The organism is Streptomyces sp. NBC_01298 (genome assembly GCF_035978755.1).
Classification (GTDB): Bacteria; Actinomycetota; Actinomycetes; order Streptomycetales; family Streptomycetaceae; genus Streptomyces.
On record NZ_CP108414.1, the window covers coordinates 5,037,061 to 5,050,035 of the forward strand.

General features: G+C 72.1%; 14 protein-coding genes. 6 read left to right on the plus strand and 8 right to left on the minus strand.

The features are described 5' to 3' along the window. Window positions 1-35: 35 nt before the first annotated feature. From OG730_RS22865 to OG730_RS22875, 3 genes are all read right to left on the minus strand, one after another. Window positions 36-1,283, minus strand: coding sequence for a PP2C family protein-serine/threonine phosphatase (locus OG730_RS22865; protein ID WP_327305980.1), 1,248 nt, complete (start codon window positions 1,281-1,283; stop codon window positions 36-38). 330 nt (window positions 1,284-1,613) lie between these two features. Continuing rightward, the gene (locus tag OG730_RS22870; protein ID WP_327305981.1) at window positions 1,614-2,660 is read right to left on the minus strand and encodes a C40 family peptidase; all 1,047 of its coding nucleotides are present in this window, start codon (window positions 2,658-2,660) and stop codon (window positions 1,614-1,616) included. A gap of 161 nt (window positions 2,661-2,821) precedes the next feature. Continuing rightward, complete coding sequence (locus tag OG730_RS22875; protein WP_327305982.1) at window positions 2,822-3,631, minus strand: class I SAM-dependent methyltransferase; 810 nt, start codon at window positions 3,629-3,631, stop codon at window positions 2,822-2,824. Between the two features lie 163 nt (window positions 3,632-3,794). On the opposite strand from OG730_RS22875, the gene mshA reads away from it, so the two are divergent. Together mshA and OG730_RS22885 are read left to right on the plus strand one after the other, a co-directional pair. Next, window positions 3,795-5,183 (plus strand): D-inositol-3-phosphate glycosyltransferase, encoded by a 1,389-nt coding sequence (gene mshA / locus OG730_RS22880; RefSeq protein ID WP_442814989.1) that lies wholly within the window; start codon window positions 3,795-3,797, stop codon window positions 5,181-5,183. Continuing rightward, window positions 5,176-5,691, plus strand: coding sequence for a type III secretion system chaperone family protein (locus OG730_RS22885; RefSeq protein WP_327305983.1), 516 nt, complete (start codon window positions 5,176-5,178; stop codon window positions 5,689-5,691). Before mshA ends, OG730_RS22885 begins: the two co-directional genes overlap by 8 nt. A gap of 4 nt (window positions 5,692-5,695) precedes the next feature. Here the strand turns inward: OG730_RS22885 and OG730_RS22890 are convergent, their stop codons facing one another. Next, the gene (locus OG730_RS22890; protein WP_327305984.1) at window positions 5,696-6,985 is read right to left on the minus strand and encodes an MDR family MFS transporter; all 1,290 of its coding nucleotides are present in this window, start codon (window positions 6,983-6,985) and stop codon (window positions 5,696-5,698) included. 164 nt (window positions 6,986-7,149) lie between these two features. On the opposite strand from OG730_RS22890, the gene OG730_RS22895 reads away from it, so the two are divergent. Together OG730_RS22895 and OG730_RS22900 are read left to right on the plus strand one after the other, a co-directional pair. Next, window positions 7,150-7,911: a phosphoglyceromutase gene (locus OG730_RS22895; RefSeq protein WP_327305985.1), complete on the plus strand. Its 762-nt coding sequence runs from the start codon at window positions 7,150-7,152 to the stop codon at window positions 7,909-7,911. Window positions 7,912-8,035: 124 nt separating this feature from the next. Continuing rightward, complete coding sequence (locus OG730_RS22900) at window positions 8,036-8,320, plus strand: hypothetical protein (protein ID WP_327305986.1); 285 nt, start codon at window positions 8,036-8,038, stop codon at window positions 8,318-8,320. 488 nt (window positions 8,321-8,808) lie between these two features. Here OG730_RS22900 and OG730_RS22905 read toward each other — a convergent pair whose 3' ends face one another. The 4 genes from OG730_RS22905 to phoU all read right to left on the minus strand — a co-directional run bounded on the left by OG730_RS22905 (window position 8,809) and on the right by phoU (window position 10,709). Beyond that, a complete protein-coding gene (locus OG730_RS22905; protein ID WP_327305987.1) occupies window positions 8,809-9,111 on the minus strand; it encodes a hypothetical protein in 303 nt (100 codons plus the stop codon). 166 nt (window positions 9,112-9,277) lie between these two features. Continuing rightward, window positions 9,278-9,604 carry a hypothetical protein gene (locus OG730_RS22910; RefSeq protein ID WP_327305988.1) on the minus strand — a complete coding sequence of 109 codons (327 nt, stop codon included), beginning with the start codon at window positions 9,602-9,604 and terminating at the stop codon, window positions 9,278-9,280. A 100-nt stretch (window positions 9,605-9,704) separates the two neighbouring features. After that, entirely contained in the window at window positions 9,705-9,857 is a 153-nt protein-coding gene (locus tag OG730_RS22915; RefSeq protein ID WP_254386622.1) for a hypothetical protein, read from the minus strand. A 174-nt stretch (window positions 9,858-10,031) separates the two neighbouring features. Continuing rightward, a complete protein-coding gene (gene phoU, locus OG730_RS22920; RefSeq protein ID WP_030858619.1) occupies window positions 10,032-10,709 on the minus strand; it encodes a phosphate signaling complex protein PhoU in 678 nt (225 codons plus the stop codon). A 222-nt stretch (window positions 10,710-10,931) separates the two neighbouring features. On the opposite strand from phoU, the gene OG730_RS22925 reads away from it, so the two are divergent. Continuing rightward, complete coding sequence (locus OG730_RS22925; RefSeq protein ID WP_327305989.1) at window positions 10,932-12,173, plus strand: two-component system sensor histidine kinase PhoR; 1,242 nt, start codon at window positions 10,932-10,934, stop codon at window positions 12,171-12,173. After that, the gene (locus OG730_RS22930; protein ID WP_007265514.1) at window positions 12,170-12,850 is read left to right on the plus strand and encodes a two-component system response regulator PhoP; all 681 of its coding nucleotides are present in this window, start codon (window positions 12,170-12,172) and stop codon (window positions 12,848-12,850) included. Before OG730_RS22925 ends, OG730_RS22930 begins: the two co-directional genes overlap by 4 nt. Window positions 12,851-12,975: the final 125 nt, after the last annotated feature.

Genomic DNA, 12,975 nt, shown 5'->3' on the forward strand with positions numbered 1-12,975 from the left:
CGTAGGGCGGCTCCGTAGAGCTGCGGGCGGGCCCGTCAGCCTTCGGCGCGGGAGAGCAGGACGACGGCGACGTCGTCCGTCAGCTCCCCGCCGTTGAGGCGGCGGGCTTCGGTCACGGAGGCTTCGAGCAGGCCCTCGCCGCTCAGCCCGTCGGCCAGGTGGCGGTTGATCATCTCGACCATGCCGTCCTGCCCGAGCCGCTCCTTGCCCTGGCCGATCTTTCCCTCGATCAGGCCGTCGGTGTAGAGCATCAGGCTCCACGTGCCGCCCAGTTCCACCTGGCGGCGCGGCCAGCGGGCCCGGGGCAGCAGGCCGAGCGCCGGGCCGCTGTTCTCGTACGGGAGCAGGCGCGCGGGGCGGCCCGGCCGGGAGATCAGCGGCGCCGGATGGCCGGCGAGGCACAGCCCCGCGCGTCGGCCGTCCGGGGCGATGTCCACGGTGCAGAGCGTCGCGAAGATCTCCTCGCAGGGCCGCTCGACTTCGAGGACCTCCTGGAGGGTGGCGAGCAGGTCGTCGCCGCACAGGCCGGCCAGGGTCAGCGCCCGCCAGGCGATGCGCAGCTCGACGCCGAGGGCGGCCTCGTCCGGGCCGTGGCCGCAGACGTCGCCGATCATCGCGTGGACGGTGCCGTCGGGGGTGCGGACGGTGTCGTAGAAGTCCCCGCCGAGGAGCGCGCGGCTGCGGCCGGGGCGGTAGCGGGCGGCGAAGCGGAGGTCGGAACCCTCCAGGAGCGGGTGCGGGAGCAGTCCGCGTTCCAGCCGGGCGTTCTCCTGGGCCCGCAGTTTCGATTCCGCGAGCTTGTACTGGGCGATGTCCGCCCGCTTTCTTTCCACCGCGTAGCGGATGGCCCGGCTGAGCAGCCGCCCGTCGAGCTCGTCGCGGAACAGGAAGTCCTGGGCCCCCACCCGTACGGCCTCCGCGGCGCGCTCCGCGTCCTCCTCGGAGGTGAGCACGAGGACGGCGTGCCGCGGGGCGATGCGGAGCACCTGGCGCAGCGCGCCGAAGGGATCGGCGGCGTCGCCGGAGGCGGAGCCCGCGCCGCCGTGCGGGAGCGCGAGGTCGAGCAGGACGCAGTTCACGTCGGGGGTGAGCAGCCGGGCCGCTTCCGTGAGGTTGCGGGCGCTGCGCAGCCGGATGCGGTGGCCGTCGACGTCGAGGATCTCGGGGACGGTGAGGCCGCCGGCGGGGTCGTCCTCGATCACCAGCAGGGTGAGCGATGACGCGCCGCCCGGGCCGCTCTCGGTGGCCGGGATGTCCCTCTGCCGCGGTACGGGTACGGGCATTCTCCGGTTCCTTCCCGCCCCCTCGGGGGTTCGCTCGTCCGGCGACCCTAGCCTCGGTACGGGGGAAGCGGAATGGCGGGTCCGGTGCGGGGCTCCGGCATATGCCGTTATCGGGTGGGAAAGTCCGCGTCGACGAATGACGAACGTCACGGAACGGGGGGTGCGGCGTCCCGCCCTCCGAGACATCTCACCGAGACATTCGAGACATCTCACCGGGACATCCCCGCCGGGACATCCCACGGGGTCATCTCGCGGGGACATCCCACCAGGACATCTCGCCGAGACGCCGGGACGGCTCCCCGTTCCCCGCCGGAGGCGTGCCGCCCGCCGTTACGCGTCCGGCCGGACCACGGCCTTGATCGGCATGGAGCCCGCGCCCGCCATGGTGACGTTGCGGCCGGGACGGGGGGCGTGGACCATCGCGCCGCCCCCGACGTACATCCCGACGTGGGTCGCGTCGTCGAAGTAGATGATCAGGTCGCCCGGCCGCATGTCCTTGATCGCGACCTTCGGCAGCCGCAGCTGCTCCTGCGAGGTGCGCGGGATCCGCTTGCCCGCCGCGAGCCAGGCCTGCGAGGTCAGCCCGGAGCAGTCGTACGAACCGGGTCCCTCGGCGCCCCACACGTACGGCTTCCCCATCTGGGCCGTCGCGAACTGCACGGCGCGCTTGCCGGCGTCGGTGGCCGCCGCGCCCGTGGAGCCGGTCATCGCGCCCGTGGACAGCCAGTCGGTCTGCGCCTTGTTCTGGGCTTCCGCCTCCAGCTGCAGCAGCCGGGCCTTCTGCTCGGCCTCCAGCTTGCTTTCGAGGTCCTCCGCCGCCTTGATCTTGTCCTCGACCTGCTTCTTCGCGGCCTCCTGCTTGACCCGGTTGGCTTCCAGGGTCTCCCAGTGGGCGCTCGCGTCCTTCGCGTACTGCTCCAAGTCGGTCTGGGTCCGGTTGAGTTCGGAGATCAGGTCCGAGGTGGCCTTCTCGCCCTGGCGCAGCCGGTCGTGGCCGTCGAGGAACTGGGTCGGGTCGTCGCTCAGGGCCAGTCGCACGCCGGGCGGCAGGCCGCCCGCGCGGTACTGGGCGCGGGCGGCGGCGCCCGCGCGGGTCTTCAGGGCGGTGATGCGGTTCTGGCCCGCGAGGACCAGGTTGGCGATCTCCACGATCCTGTCGGACTGCGCCTTGGCCTCGCTCTCCGCGAGGTTGAAGGCGTCCGTGGCGGTGCCGGCCTCGCGGTAGAGGCCCTCTATGTCCTTGCGGACCTGTTCCAGGGACTTCGGCTGGGGCTCCGGCGCCGCGAACGCGGTGCCGGCGAGCGCGCCGGGCGCGGACAGCAGCGCCATCGCGCAGAGCAGAGTGAGGGCGATCGAACCGCGTCGTCGTTTCCTCATGGTCCCCCCAGACACCGGATTGATTAATCGTCAGTAACTTGTGACTGCCTTCGGGATGGTGCCACGAGTCGGTGAATTCCAACACCCTTGTGGATATCCATCCGATGCGTCCCGAACGACCCGCCGGCACCGGCAGCCCCGCCCGCCCCGGAGCCCGACGTTCACCCCGAAGGCCTCAACGCTTCCCATCGCACCGTCAGTTCCCCCTGACGCCACCGCACCGGCCCGTCCGCCAGCGGCCAGTCACCGGCCAGGGCCCGCGCCGTCCGGATCCAGCGCTGCCGCGCCCCGTAGGAGGCGTACGGGGCCGCCGCCGCCCACGCCCGGTCGAAGTCGCGCAGGAACGCGTGCACCGGCTCGCCCGGCACGTTGCGGTGGATCAGCGCCTTCGGCAGCCGCTCCGCCAGGTCGGACGGGCGCTCCAGGGAGCCCAGCCGGGTCGCGAAGGTCACCGTGCGCGCCCCTTCGGGCCCCAGCGCGACCCAGACGTGGCGCCGCCCGATCTCGTCGCAGGTCCCCTCCACCAGCAGCCCGTCGGGAGCCAGCCGGGCACACAACCGCTCCCACACCGCCTCGACCTGCTCCTCGTCGTACTGGCGCAGCACGTTCGCGGCCCGGATCAGCGCCGGCCGCACCCCGCCCTCCAGCGGTACCTCGAAGCCGCCGTGCCGAAAGCTCAGGCCCTCCCGCTCGTACGGCTTCGCGCCCGCCACCCGGGCCGGTTCGATCTCGATGCCGACCACCCGCACCCGCGGAGCCGCCTCCCGCAGCCGGGCCAGCAGCTCCACCGCCGTCCAGGGCGCGGCCCCGTAGCCGAGGTCCACCGCCACCGGCTCGTCCGCGCGCCGCAGCGCCGGGCCGTGCGTCGCCGCGATCCAGCGGTCCATGCGGCGCAGGCGGTTCGGGTTCGTCGTCCCGCGGGTCACCGTGCCGACGGGGCGACGAGGGGGAGGGGTGGAGCGGGAGGCCATGTGCAGAGAGTAAGCGGAGGGTTCCCGCGCGATAAAAATCCGGGACGGGGGCAGGAAAACCGGCGGTCCCGGAATGCGGGGGACGGCCGTCCGGGTTGCACTCCTAGAAGAGCGCCCACAGCGCTCTGCGTGTCATGCCGTCCGAGCGAGAGGAACTGCTCCCTTGAGCCAGTACGTGTCCCGCATCGGCGGCAGCATCGGCGGCCGGTTCGCCGCGGCCCGCTCAGGCACCCGGCACGAGCCGCCGCGCCTGCGCCTGCCCGCCGGCGTCGGCGGGCACCGCAAGCCGCGCCGCGTCGCCATGCTCAGCGTGCACACCTCACCGCTGCACCAGCCCGGCACCGGTGACGCCGGCGGGATGAACGTCTACATCGTCGAGCTGGCCCGGCGCCTCGCGGCGATCAACATCGAGGTCGAGATCTTCACCCGGGCCACCACCGGCGGCCTGCCGCCCGTGGTCGAGCTCGCGCCCGGAGTCCTCGTACGGCACGTGGACGCGGGCCCGTACGAGGGCCTCGCCAAGGAGGAGCTGCCGGCCCAGCTGTGCGCCTTCACCCACGGCGTCATGCAGGCCTGGGCCCGCCACCGCCCCGGCTACTACGACCTGGTCCACTCCCACTACTGGCTCTCCGGCCACGTCGGCTGGCTCGCCGCCGAGCGCTGGGGCGTCCCGCTCGTGCACGCCATGCACACCATGGCCAAGGTCAAGAACGCGGCGCTCGCCGAGGGCGACACCCCCGAGCCCGCCGCCCGCGTCATCGGCGAGACGCAGATCGTCGACGCCGCCGACCGGCTCATCGCGAACACCGCCGAGGAGGCGGACGAGCTCGTCCGCCACTACGCGGCCGACCCCGGCAAGGTCGCCGTCGTCCACCCCGGCGTGAACCTGGAGCGCTTCACCGTCGGCGACGGCCGCGCCGCCGCCCGGGCCCGCCTCGGGCTGCCGCAGGACGCCGTCATCCCGCTGTTCGCGGGCCGCATCCAGCCCCTGAAGGCCCCCGACATCCTGCTGCGCGCCGTCGCCGAGCTCGTGGACCGGGAGCCGGCGCTGCGCTCCCGCCTCTTCGTGCCCGTCGTCGGCGGGCCGAGCGGCAGCGGGCTCGCGAAGCCGGAGGGGCTGCAGAAGCTCGCCGCGAAGCTCGGCATCGCGGACCTCGTGCACTTCCACCCGCCGGTGGCGCAGGACGCGCTCGCGGACTGGTTCCGGGCGGCGTCCGTGCTGGTCATGCCCTCGTACAACGAGTCCTTCGGGCTGGTCGCCATAGAGGCGCAGGCCACCGGCACGCCGGTGCTGGCCGCGGCCGTCGGCGGGCTGCCCGTCGCCGTCGACGACGGGGTGACGGGGATCCTCGTACCCGGCCACGACCCGGTGGACTACGCCCGCCAGCTCAGGCGCTTCGTGGACGAGCCGGGCCTCGCGGACCGGATGGGCGCGGCGGCCGCGCGGCACGCGCAGTTCTTCGGCTGGGACACCGCCGCGAGCGGCACGGCCGACGTGTACACGGGGGCGATGCACGATCACCGCCGTCACGTACGCTCCCACCATGGCTGACGCTGACGTCCACGGGATCATCGAAGCGACGCTGACCGGCGCGGAACTGAGCTGGGAGAGCCCCGCGCCGGGCTCGTACGTGGTCCAGCTCCCCGGCACCCGCAAGCTGAGCACCACCTGCTCGCTCAAGGCCGGGAAGCACTCCCTGTCGGTGAACGCCTTCGTGATCCGGCACCCGGACGAGAACGAGGCCGGCGTCCACCGCTGGCTGCTGGAGCGCAACCTCAAGCTCTACGGCCTGGCCTACGCGGTCGACGCGCTCGGCGACGTCTACCTGACGGCCCGCCTCCCGCTGTCGGTGATCACCCCCGACGACCTGGACCGGCTGCTCGGCACGGTCCTGGAGGCGGCGGACGGGGCCTTCAACACCCTGCTGGAGCTGGGCTTCGCGAGCGCGATCCGGCGGGAGTACGAGTGGCGGGTCTCGCGGGGCGAGTCCACGCGCAACCTGGACGCCTTCAAGAACCTGACGCAGCCGTCGGGGACGGCGGCTGCGAAGCCGGAGTAGGGGCTCAGGCGGCCGGAGCCACCGGAGCCACCGGAGCCACCGGAGCCGTCGGAGCGACGACCTCCACGACCGCCCCCGTTCCCGGCTCCGCAACGGGGAGCCCCCTCATCAGCAGCCAGTAGCCCCCCGCGGCGATGGTCCCCAGGACCGCCGTCGCGCCCCACAGCCAGCCCGCGCCGAAGTGCTCGATCGCGAAGCCCGCCATCAGCGGCGCGATCAGCGAGGCCACCGCCCACGACAGCGTGTACATGCCCTGGTAGCGGCCGCGCCCGTGCGTCGGGGAGAGCCGCGCGACCAGGCCCATCTGGGTCGGGGAGTTCACGATCTCGGCCAGCGTCCACACGCAGACGGTCAGCGACAGGCTCCACACCGAGCCGCCGAAGGCCGTCAGCCCGAACCCGTACCCGGCCAGCAGCGCCGAGATGACCAGCAGCTTCTGCGGATCGCGGTGCTCGATGAACCGGGTGACCGGGATCTGCAGCACCACGATCAGCACGCCGTTCACGGCGGCGACCAGCCCGTAGTCCACGGTGGAGAACCCGGCCGCGCCCATCGCGAGCGGCAGCCCGAACGAGCCCTGCATGAAGATCAGCGAGATCAGGAACGACAGCCCGACCACACCCATGAACCGCCCGTCCCGCAGCACCGTCCCCAGGCCGATCTCGGGCTCGGCGGCCGCCTTCTCCGCCGCCGTCTTCTCGGGCCGGGACTCCGGGAGCTTGAGGTAGACGAGCACCGCGCACACCAGCGTCAGGGCCGCCTCGCCGAGGAACCCGGCCAGGTAGCTGTACTCGGCGACGAAGCCCGCCACGGTCGAGCTGACGGCGAAGCCGAGGTTGATGGCCCAGTAGTTCAGCGCGAAGGCCCGTACCCGGTCCTCCGGGCGGACGATGTCCGCCATCATCGCCTGCACCGCGGGCCGCGAGGCGTTGGAGGTCATGCCGACCAGCAGCGCCACCGCGGCGATCGCCGCCGGATGCTCCATGAACCCGAGCAGCGCCACCGAGAACGCGGTCGACGCCTGCGCCGCCATCAGCGTGGGCCGCCGGCCCAGCCGGTCGGTGAGCACGCCGGCGACGAGGGAGGACACCACACCGCCGAGCCCGTGCAGGGCCACCACAAGTCCCACGAAGGAGGCCGAATAGCCCCGTTCCAGGGTCAGGTACAAGGTCATGAATGTGGCGACGAAGGCCCCGAGCCTGTTGACCAGCGTGCTCGTCCAGAGCCACCAGAACTCCCGGGGCAGTCCCGCCACGCTCTCGCGCGCGGCCCGTCTCAGACTGGCAACGGACATATGGAATCCCCCCGCAGGTGTAAGCGTCCCTCTACTGGTTCGCACCCTACGGATCCGGGTGTTCGGGAGCCACTGGATTGACGGCTGGCGTCAATCGGGGGACCGTCCCACATGCCGTACACACCGCGCGCGAGGGGGCGGGTGTGTCCATTAGGCTCGTACGCATGGCCGACGCACCGTACAAGCTGATCCTCCTCCGCCACGGCGAGAGCGAATGGAACGCGAAGAACCTGTTCACCGGCTGGGTGGACGTCAATCTCAACGAGAAGGGCGAGAAGGAGGCGATCCGCGGCGGTGAGCTGCTCAAGGACGCCGGTCTGCTCCCCGACGTCGTGCACACCTCGCTCCAGAAGCGCGCGATCCGCACCGCGCAGATGGCGCTGGAGGCAGCCGACCGCCACTGGATCCCGGTCCACCGCTCCTGGCGCCTCAACGAGCGCCACTACGGCGCCCTCCAGGGCAAGGACAAGGCCCAGACCCTCGCCGAGTTCGGCGAGGAGCAGTTCATGCTGTGGCGCCGCTCGTACGACACCCCGCCGCCGGCGCTCGAAGACGGTACGGAGTTCTCGCAGTCCGGGGACCCGCGCTACGCCTCCATCCCGCCGGAGCTGCGCCCGCGTACCGAGTGCCTCAAGGACGTCGTCGTCCGCATGCTCCCGTACTGGTACGACGCGATCGTCCCGGACCTGCTGGACGGCCACACCGTCCTGGTCGCCGCGCACGGCAACTCCCTGCGCGCGCTGGTCAAGCACCTCGACGGGGTCTCCGACGCCGACATCGCGGGCCTGAACATCCCGACCGGCATCCCGCTCTCCTACGAGCTGGACGCCGACTTCAAGCCCCTCAACCCGGGCGGCACCTACCTCGACCCGGACGCCGCCGCGGCCGCCATCGAGGCCGTCAAGAACCAGGGCAAGAAGAAGTAGCACCAGCGACCTGCCCCCGGTCCGCGCACACCGCGCGGACCGGGGGCATTCGTCTGCCCTGCCGCGAGCGGCCCGCGCATCGCGGCGATCGAGTCCACGGAATCGGGGGCGGATCGCCGGCCTCGTGATCGACGCCAGGGTGGTGGACGAGGACCTCCGGTGGGAACCGGTGCGCTTGGACCTGTTCGGAGTGCGGCTGTTCCGGATCGACGAGAGCCGCGGCTTCGCCTGGGTCCTCTGCGATCCCCCGCAGTTCACCCGCTTCGACGGCCGGTTGCAGGTCGGCCTGTGCGCCGAGCGCTTCGACGGCCCGCCCCCGGCGAACGAGCGGGAGGTCTTCGAGGGCTCCGAGTTGGTGTTCGCCGCGGCCGGCGGCAGTTGGAGTGCCCTCCACCCCTGGGAATCATGACGCGGTCCTGCCGGGGGACTCGTACCACCGTTCCGACCCAACGGGAGCCGTAGGGACGGACATTGGACCGACTGGCGATCGGCGCCCCGGACGCCTCCGTGAACGCCAAGGGCGCGGACGGCGCCACCACCGCCACGGCCGCGGCGAGCTACGTGACCGTCTCCTCCAGCGGCCCGTACAACGCGCCCGGCCTGCCCGCGCCCGCCGGCACGTTCCGCATCCCCTCGCTGCTCAAGGTCACCGACCTGAACAACGACAAGCAGCCCGAGCTCGCCTTCGCGGTCGCGGCGACGGCACGAAGGACGGCAAGGTCGCCGGCGCCGCGCCCACCCGCGTCGTCAAGCCGCCGACCGACGCGCAGGTCACGACAGGCCCCTGTTCGGCACGCTCGCCCGCTGACAGGTCGCCGACCACTCGACCGAGCCCGTTCTCCGGGAAGCCCCCGAACCTGCCGGCCCTCGGAGGAGGGGGGCTTCTCGTTGCCCGGCTCAGGCGCCGCCGGTCACGCCGGGGACGACGAAGCGCCTGTGCAGGGGGGAGATGGCCACCTGAGGGTCGCCCTGGACGCCCAGTTCCCCCTTGATCACGGGGGCGATCCGGTCGGCGATGAATCGGGTGAACTGGTCCTCCGACTCCCAGATGTCGTGTGCGTGGAAGCCGTCGTCGGCGAACCAGCTGGTGTGCAGCACCAGCCCGTCGGGAACGTCCTCCTCCCAGCCCACGCGGGCACGGGCGGCGTCGTACAACTCGGGTGTGAGCTCGGACCATGCAAGGTTCATCGCGATTGCCACGGCGGTTCTCCCAGTCACCTCGGGTGCCGCGGGCTGCGCGGCACGGCATGACGACGCTAAGCAGGACGGGAGGGCCGGGCATTTCGGAGCGGGCATTCGGACGCAGGCGGCGGCGTGGCGGCGCCAGGGGGCGCTGAAGCGTGGTGACATCCGTGTCCGGCGGTCGTCACGGTGCGGGGCGGGGGAGCGGCCCCCGGTCCGCCGGCGGGCCCGGCGGGCGGGGCCGCGTCGCACGTTCGGCGATCTTGCGGTCCATCTCCGCGCGCCACGCGGCCGCGTTGCTGCCGTCGATCTGGCCGGCGAAGGCGCGGTACGCCGCGGCCACGAGCGCGTCCGGGGCGTTCGGGCGGGCGCGTGCGATGGCCCACAGGGCGTTCTCCGTCGGGGTGTCGAGCCCCGTTTCGGTGCGGACGCCGCGCCCCGACAGCACGTTGGTCAGGACACTCTCGAAGTTGCGCCGCAACTGTTCCTGGCTGGGGTGGCCGTAGCGCATGGCCGTCTCCGTCTCCTTCTCGATGGGGTCGACGCGAAGGGCCCCGGCCGACGCGATGTCGGACGGGGCCCTTCGCGTACGGGTGGCCGGGTGGGCGGCCTCAGCCGCCGCACTGGCAGGGGGCGCCGGACTGGCAGCCGCAGCCGCAGCCCGAGCCGCAGCCGCAGGCCGCGAGCAGGGGCAAGCTCAGGCGCAGGCCCTCCGGGGGCTGCGCTTCCTGCTCCGGGGTGATGGGGACGGGGGAATCGGGCATGGATCCTCCTCGTAGGCGTTTGGCCTTCGCCCTCATTCATGCCCAGCCGGGCCCCCGCGTCAACGGCGCATTGGGGGCTCGTTGTTGATCCAGCCCGTGAGGGGGGTTAAGCCCTGCCGGTCCAGCCCCTGCCGGTCCAGCCCCTGCCGGTCCGGCTTCCCTCGGCCCTCCGGCTCAGACGCCCTCGACCTGCGTGGGTGCCTGGAGCTCGTCCGCGTGCTCACCCGTCACCAGGTAGACCACGCGCTTGGCGACCGACACCGCGTGGTCCGCGAAGCGCTCGTAGTAGCGGCCCAGCAGGGTCACGTCGACCGCCGTCTCGATGCCGTGCTTCCAGCGGTCGTCCATCAGGTGCTGGAACAGCGTGCGGTGCAGCTGGTCCATCTCGTCGTCGTCCTGCTCCAGCTGGAGCGCCAGGTCGACGTCCTTCGTGATGATGACCTCGGCCGCCTTCGCCATCAGCCGCTGCGCGAGCTGCCCCATCTCCAGGATGGTCGCGTGCAGGTCCCGCGGGACCGCCGTGTCCGGGAAGCGGAGCCGGGCGAGCTTGGCCACGTGCTGCGCCAGGTCGCCGGAGCGCTCCAGGTCGGCGCTCATGCGCAGCGAGGTGACCACGATGCGCAGATCGGTGGCGACCGGCTGCTGGCGCGCGAGCAGCGCGATGGCACGGGCCTCCAGGTCGTGCTGGAGGTCGTCCACCTTCTGGTCGGCGGCGATGACGCTCTCGGCGAGCTTCAGGTCGGCGTCGAGCATGGAGGTCGTGGCCCGCCCGATGGCGGAGCCGACCAGCCGGGCCATTTCGACCAGGCCTTCACCGATCGAGTCCAGTTCCTCGTGGTACGCGTCACGCATTCTCGTGTCCCTCTCTCGACCTACTGCTACTGCCGTACTGCTGCCCGGGGCGGGCCGGTGCGGGCCATCGGCCCCACGTTGCCACGGTGAACCCCGAACGCGACCGACTCCGGCATCCCAAGTGAATCAGCACGGTCGTCAGGGTGAACTCTGGGCGACGAGTGTTCGAGGTGCCACCCGAACGGCTGTGGAAGTGTCCTCGCACCTGCTTAACCTGGAGTCATGGACGTGAACGCGGCGGTCGCCGCAGCTGCAGCGATTGCCGGTCTTTGCACCGGTGTGATCGCGATGCTGGCGTTCCGCTGGAGCGAGCGCGACCAAGCCCGCCCCACCCGGAGCTCCATGCGCCCCGACATCAACGCGGTGCTCCCACCCGGAGTGGACACCGTCCTCTCCGTACTCCGCTCCTCCGCCGTCGTGCTCGACGAGGGGGACGCGGTGGTCAAGGCCAGCTCGGCGGCATATGCCCTCGGCCTGGTCCGCGGCGGCAAGCTGGCCGTCGAGCCCATGCTCCACATGGCCCGCGACACCCGGCGCGACGGGGAGATACGGCAGGTCGAGCTCGACCTGCCCCGGCGCGGCACCGGCCGCGGCGAGGCGCTCGCCGTCTCGGCGCGCGTCGCCCCGCTCGGCTCCCGCCTCGTGCTCCTCCTCGTGGAGGACCTCACCGAGGCCCGCCGCATCGAGGCCGTACGCCGCGACTTCGTCGCGAACGTGTCGCACGAGCTCAAGACCCCGGTCGGCGCGATCTCCCTGCTCTCCGAAGCCGTCATGGACGCCTCGGACGACCCCGAAGCGGTGCACCGCTTCGCCGGCCGCATGCAGATCGAGGCCACCCGCCTGATCAACCTCGTACAAGAACTCATCGACCTCTCCCGGGTACAGAACGACGACCCCCTGGAGGACGCGGAGCCGATGCGCGTGGACACGCTCGTGGCCGAGGCCATCGACCGCTGCCGCCACACGGCCTCCGCGAAACAGATCACCATGGCCGCCGGCGGCACCGCCGACCTGCGGGTATGGGGCAACCGGGGGCAGCTCGCGGCCGCCCTCGGAAACCTGGTCGAGAACGCCGTCAACTACAGCCCCGCCCGCACCCGCGTCGGCATCGCCGCGCGCCGGGTGACCGCACCGGGTGGAGACTTGATCGAGATAGCCGTGACCGACCAGGGCATCGGCATCCCGGAAAAGGACCGCGAGCGCATCTTCGAACGCTTCTACCGTGTGGACCCGGCCCGCTCCCGCGCCACGGGAGGAACCGGCCTGGGCCTTGCGATCGTGAAGCACGTAGCGGCTTCGCACGGCGGGGAGGTGTCGGTCTGGAGCTCGGAGGGTCAGGGTTCCACCTTCACCCTGCGACTCCCCGAAGCGGCCGCGCCGGTCCCGGCGACGGCCTCCGCACCCGCCCACCCCCAGCTCGAACACACCGCACCAGCCATTCCTGCCCCGGAGGTCCTTCCGTGACCCGAGTGCTCGTCGTCGAGGATGAGGAATCCTTCAGCGACGCCCTGTCCTACATGCTCCGCAAGGAGGGCTTCGAGGTCGCGATCGCCGCGACCGGGCCCGACGGGCTGGACGAGTTCGAGCGCAACGGCGCCGACCTCGTCCTCCTCGACCTGATGCTCCCCGGCCTGCCCGGCACGGAGGTCTGCCGGCAGCTGCGAGGCCGCTCCAACGTCCCCGTGATCATGGTGACCGCCAAGGACAGCGAGATCGACAAGGTCGTCGGGCTGGAGATAGGAGCCGACGACTACGTCACGAAGCCCTTCTCCTCGCGGGAGCTGGTCGCCCGCATCCGCGCGGTCCTGCGCCGCCGCGGCGAGCCGGAAGAGGTCACCCCGGCCGCCCTGGAAGCGGGCCCCGTCCGGATGGACGTCGACCGCCACGTGGTCACCGTCGCCGGAGCCAAGGTGGACCTCCCGCTGAAGGAGTTCGACCTGCTGGAGATGCTGCTGCGCAACGCGGGCCGCGTACTGACCCGCATGCAGCTCATCGACCGGGTCTGGGGCGCCGACTACGTCGGCGACACCAAGACCCTCGACGTCCACGTCAAGCGCCTGCGCGCCAAGATCGAGCCGGACCCGGGCGCGCCCCGCTACCTGGTCACGGTCCGAGGCCTCGGCTACAAGTTCGAGCCGTAAACCGTAGACGGAGGGCCCCGGGCCCTTCCCGTCGCCGGTCGGAGGCCGGCGCAGCGTCCCGAAGCCCGGGAGGCCCCTAGGGGCCGAGCGGTGCGAGGGGCGCGTGTGGGAGGTGCCCGGCCCGG

Excerpts from the sequence above, each read along its gene's own strand:
- OG730_RS22875 (WP_327305982.1), bottom strand. The coding sequence starts at position 3,631 with ATGGCCTCCCGCTCCACCCCTCCCCCTCGTCGCCCCGTCGGCACGGTG.
- phoU (WP_030858619.1), bottom strand. The coding sequence starts at position 10,709 with ATGCGTGACGCGTACCACGAGGAACTGGACTCGATCGGTGAAGGCCTG.
- OG730_RS22865 (WP_327305980.1), bottom strand. The coding sequence starts at position 1,283 with ATGCCCGTACCCGTACCGCGGCAGAGGGACATCCCGGCCACCGAGAGC.
- OG730_RS22910 (WP_327305988.1), bottom strand. The coding sequence starts at position 9,604 with ATGCGCTACGGCCACCCCAGCCAGGAACAGTTGCGGCGCAACTTCGAG.
- OG730_RS22890 (WP_327305984.1), bottom strand. The coding sequence starts at position 6,985 with ATGTCCGTTGCCAGTCTGAGACGGGCCGCGCGCGAGAGCGTGGCGGGA.
- OG730_RS22870 (WP_327305981.1), bottom strand. The coding sequence starts at position 2,660 with ATGAGGAAACGACGACGCGGTTCGATCGCCCTCACTCTGCTCTGCGCG.
- OG730_RS22915 (WP_254386622.1), bottom strand. The coding sequence starts at position 9,857 with ATGCCCGATTCCCCCGTCCCCATCACCCCGGAGCAGGAAGCGCAGCCC.
- OG730_RS22925 (WP_327305989.1), top strand. The coding sequence starts at position 10,932 with ATGGACGTGAACGCGGCGGTCGCCGCAGCTGCAGCGATTGCCGGTCTT.
- OG730_RS22885 (WP_327305983.1), top strand. The coding sequence starts at position 5,176 with ATGGCTGACGCTGACGTCCACGGGATCATCGAAGCGACGCTGACCGGC.
- OG730_RS22895 (WP_327305985.1), top strand. The coding sequence starts at position 7,150 with ATGGCCGACGCACCGTACAAGCTGATCCTCCTCCGCCACGGCGAGAGC.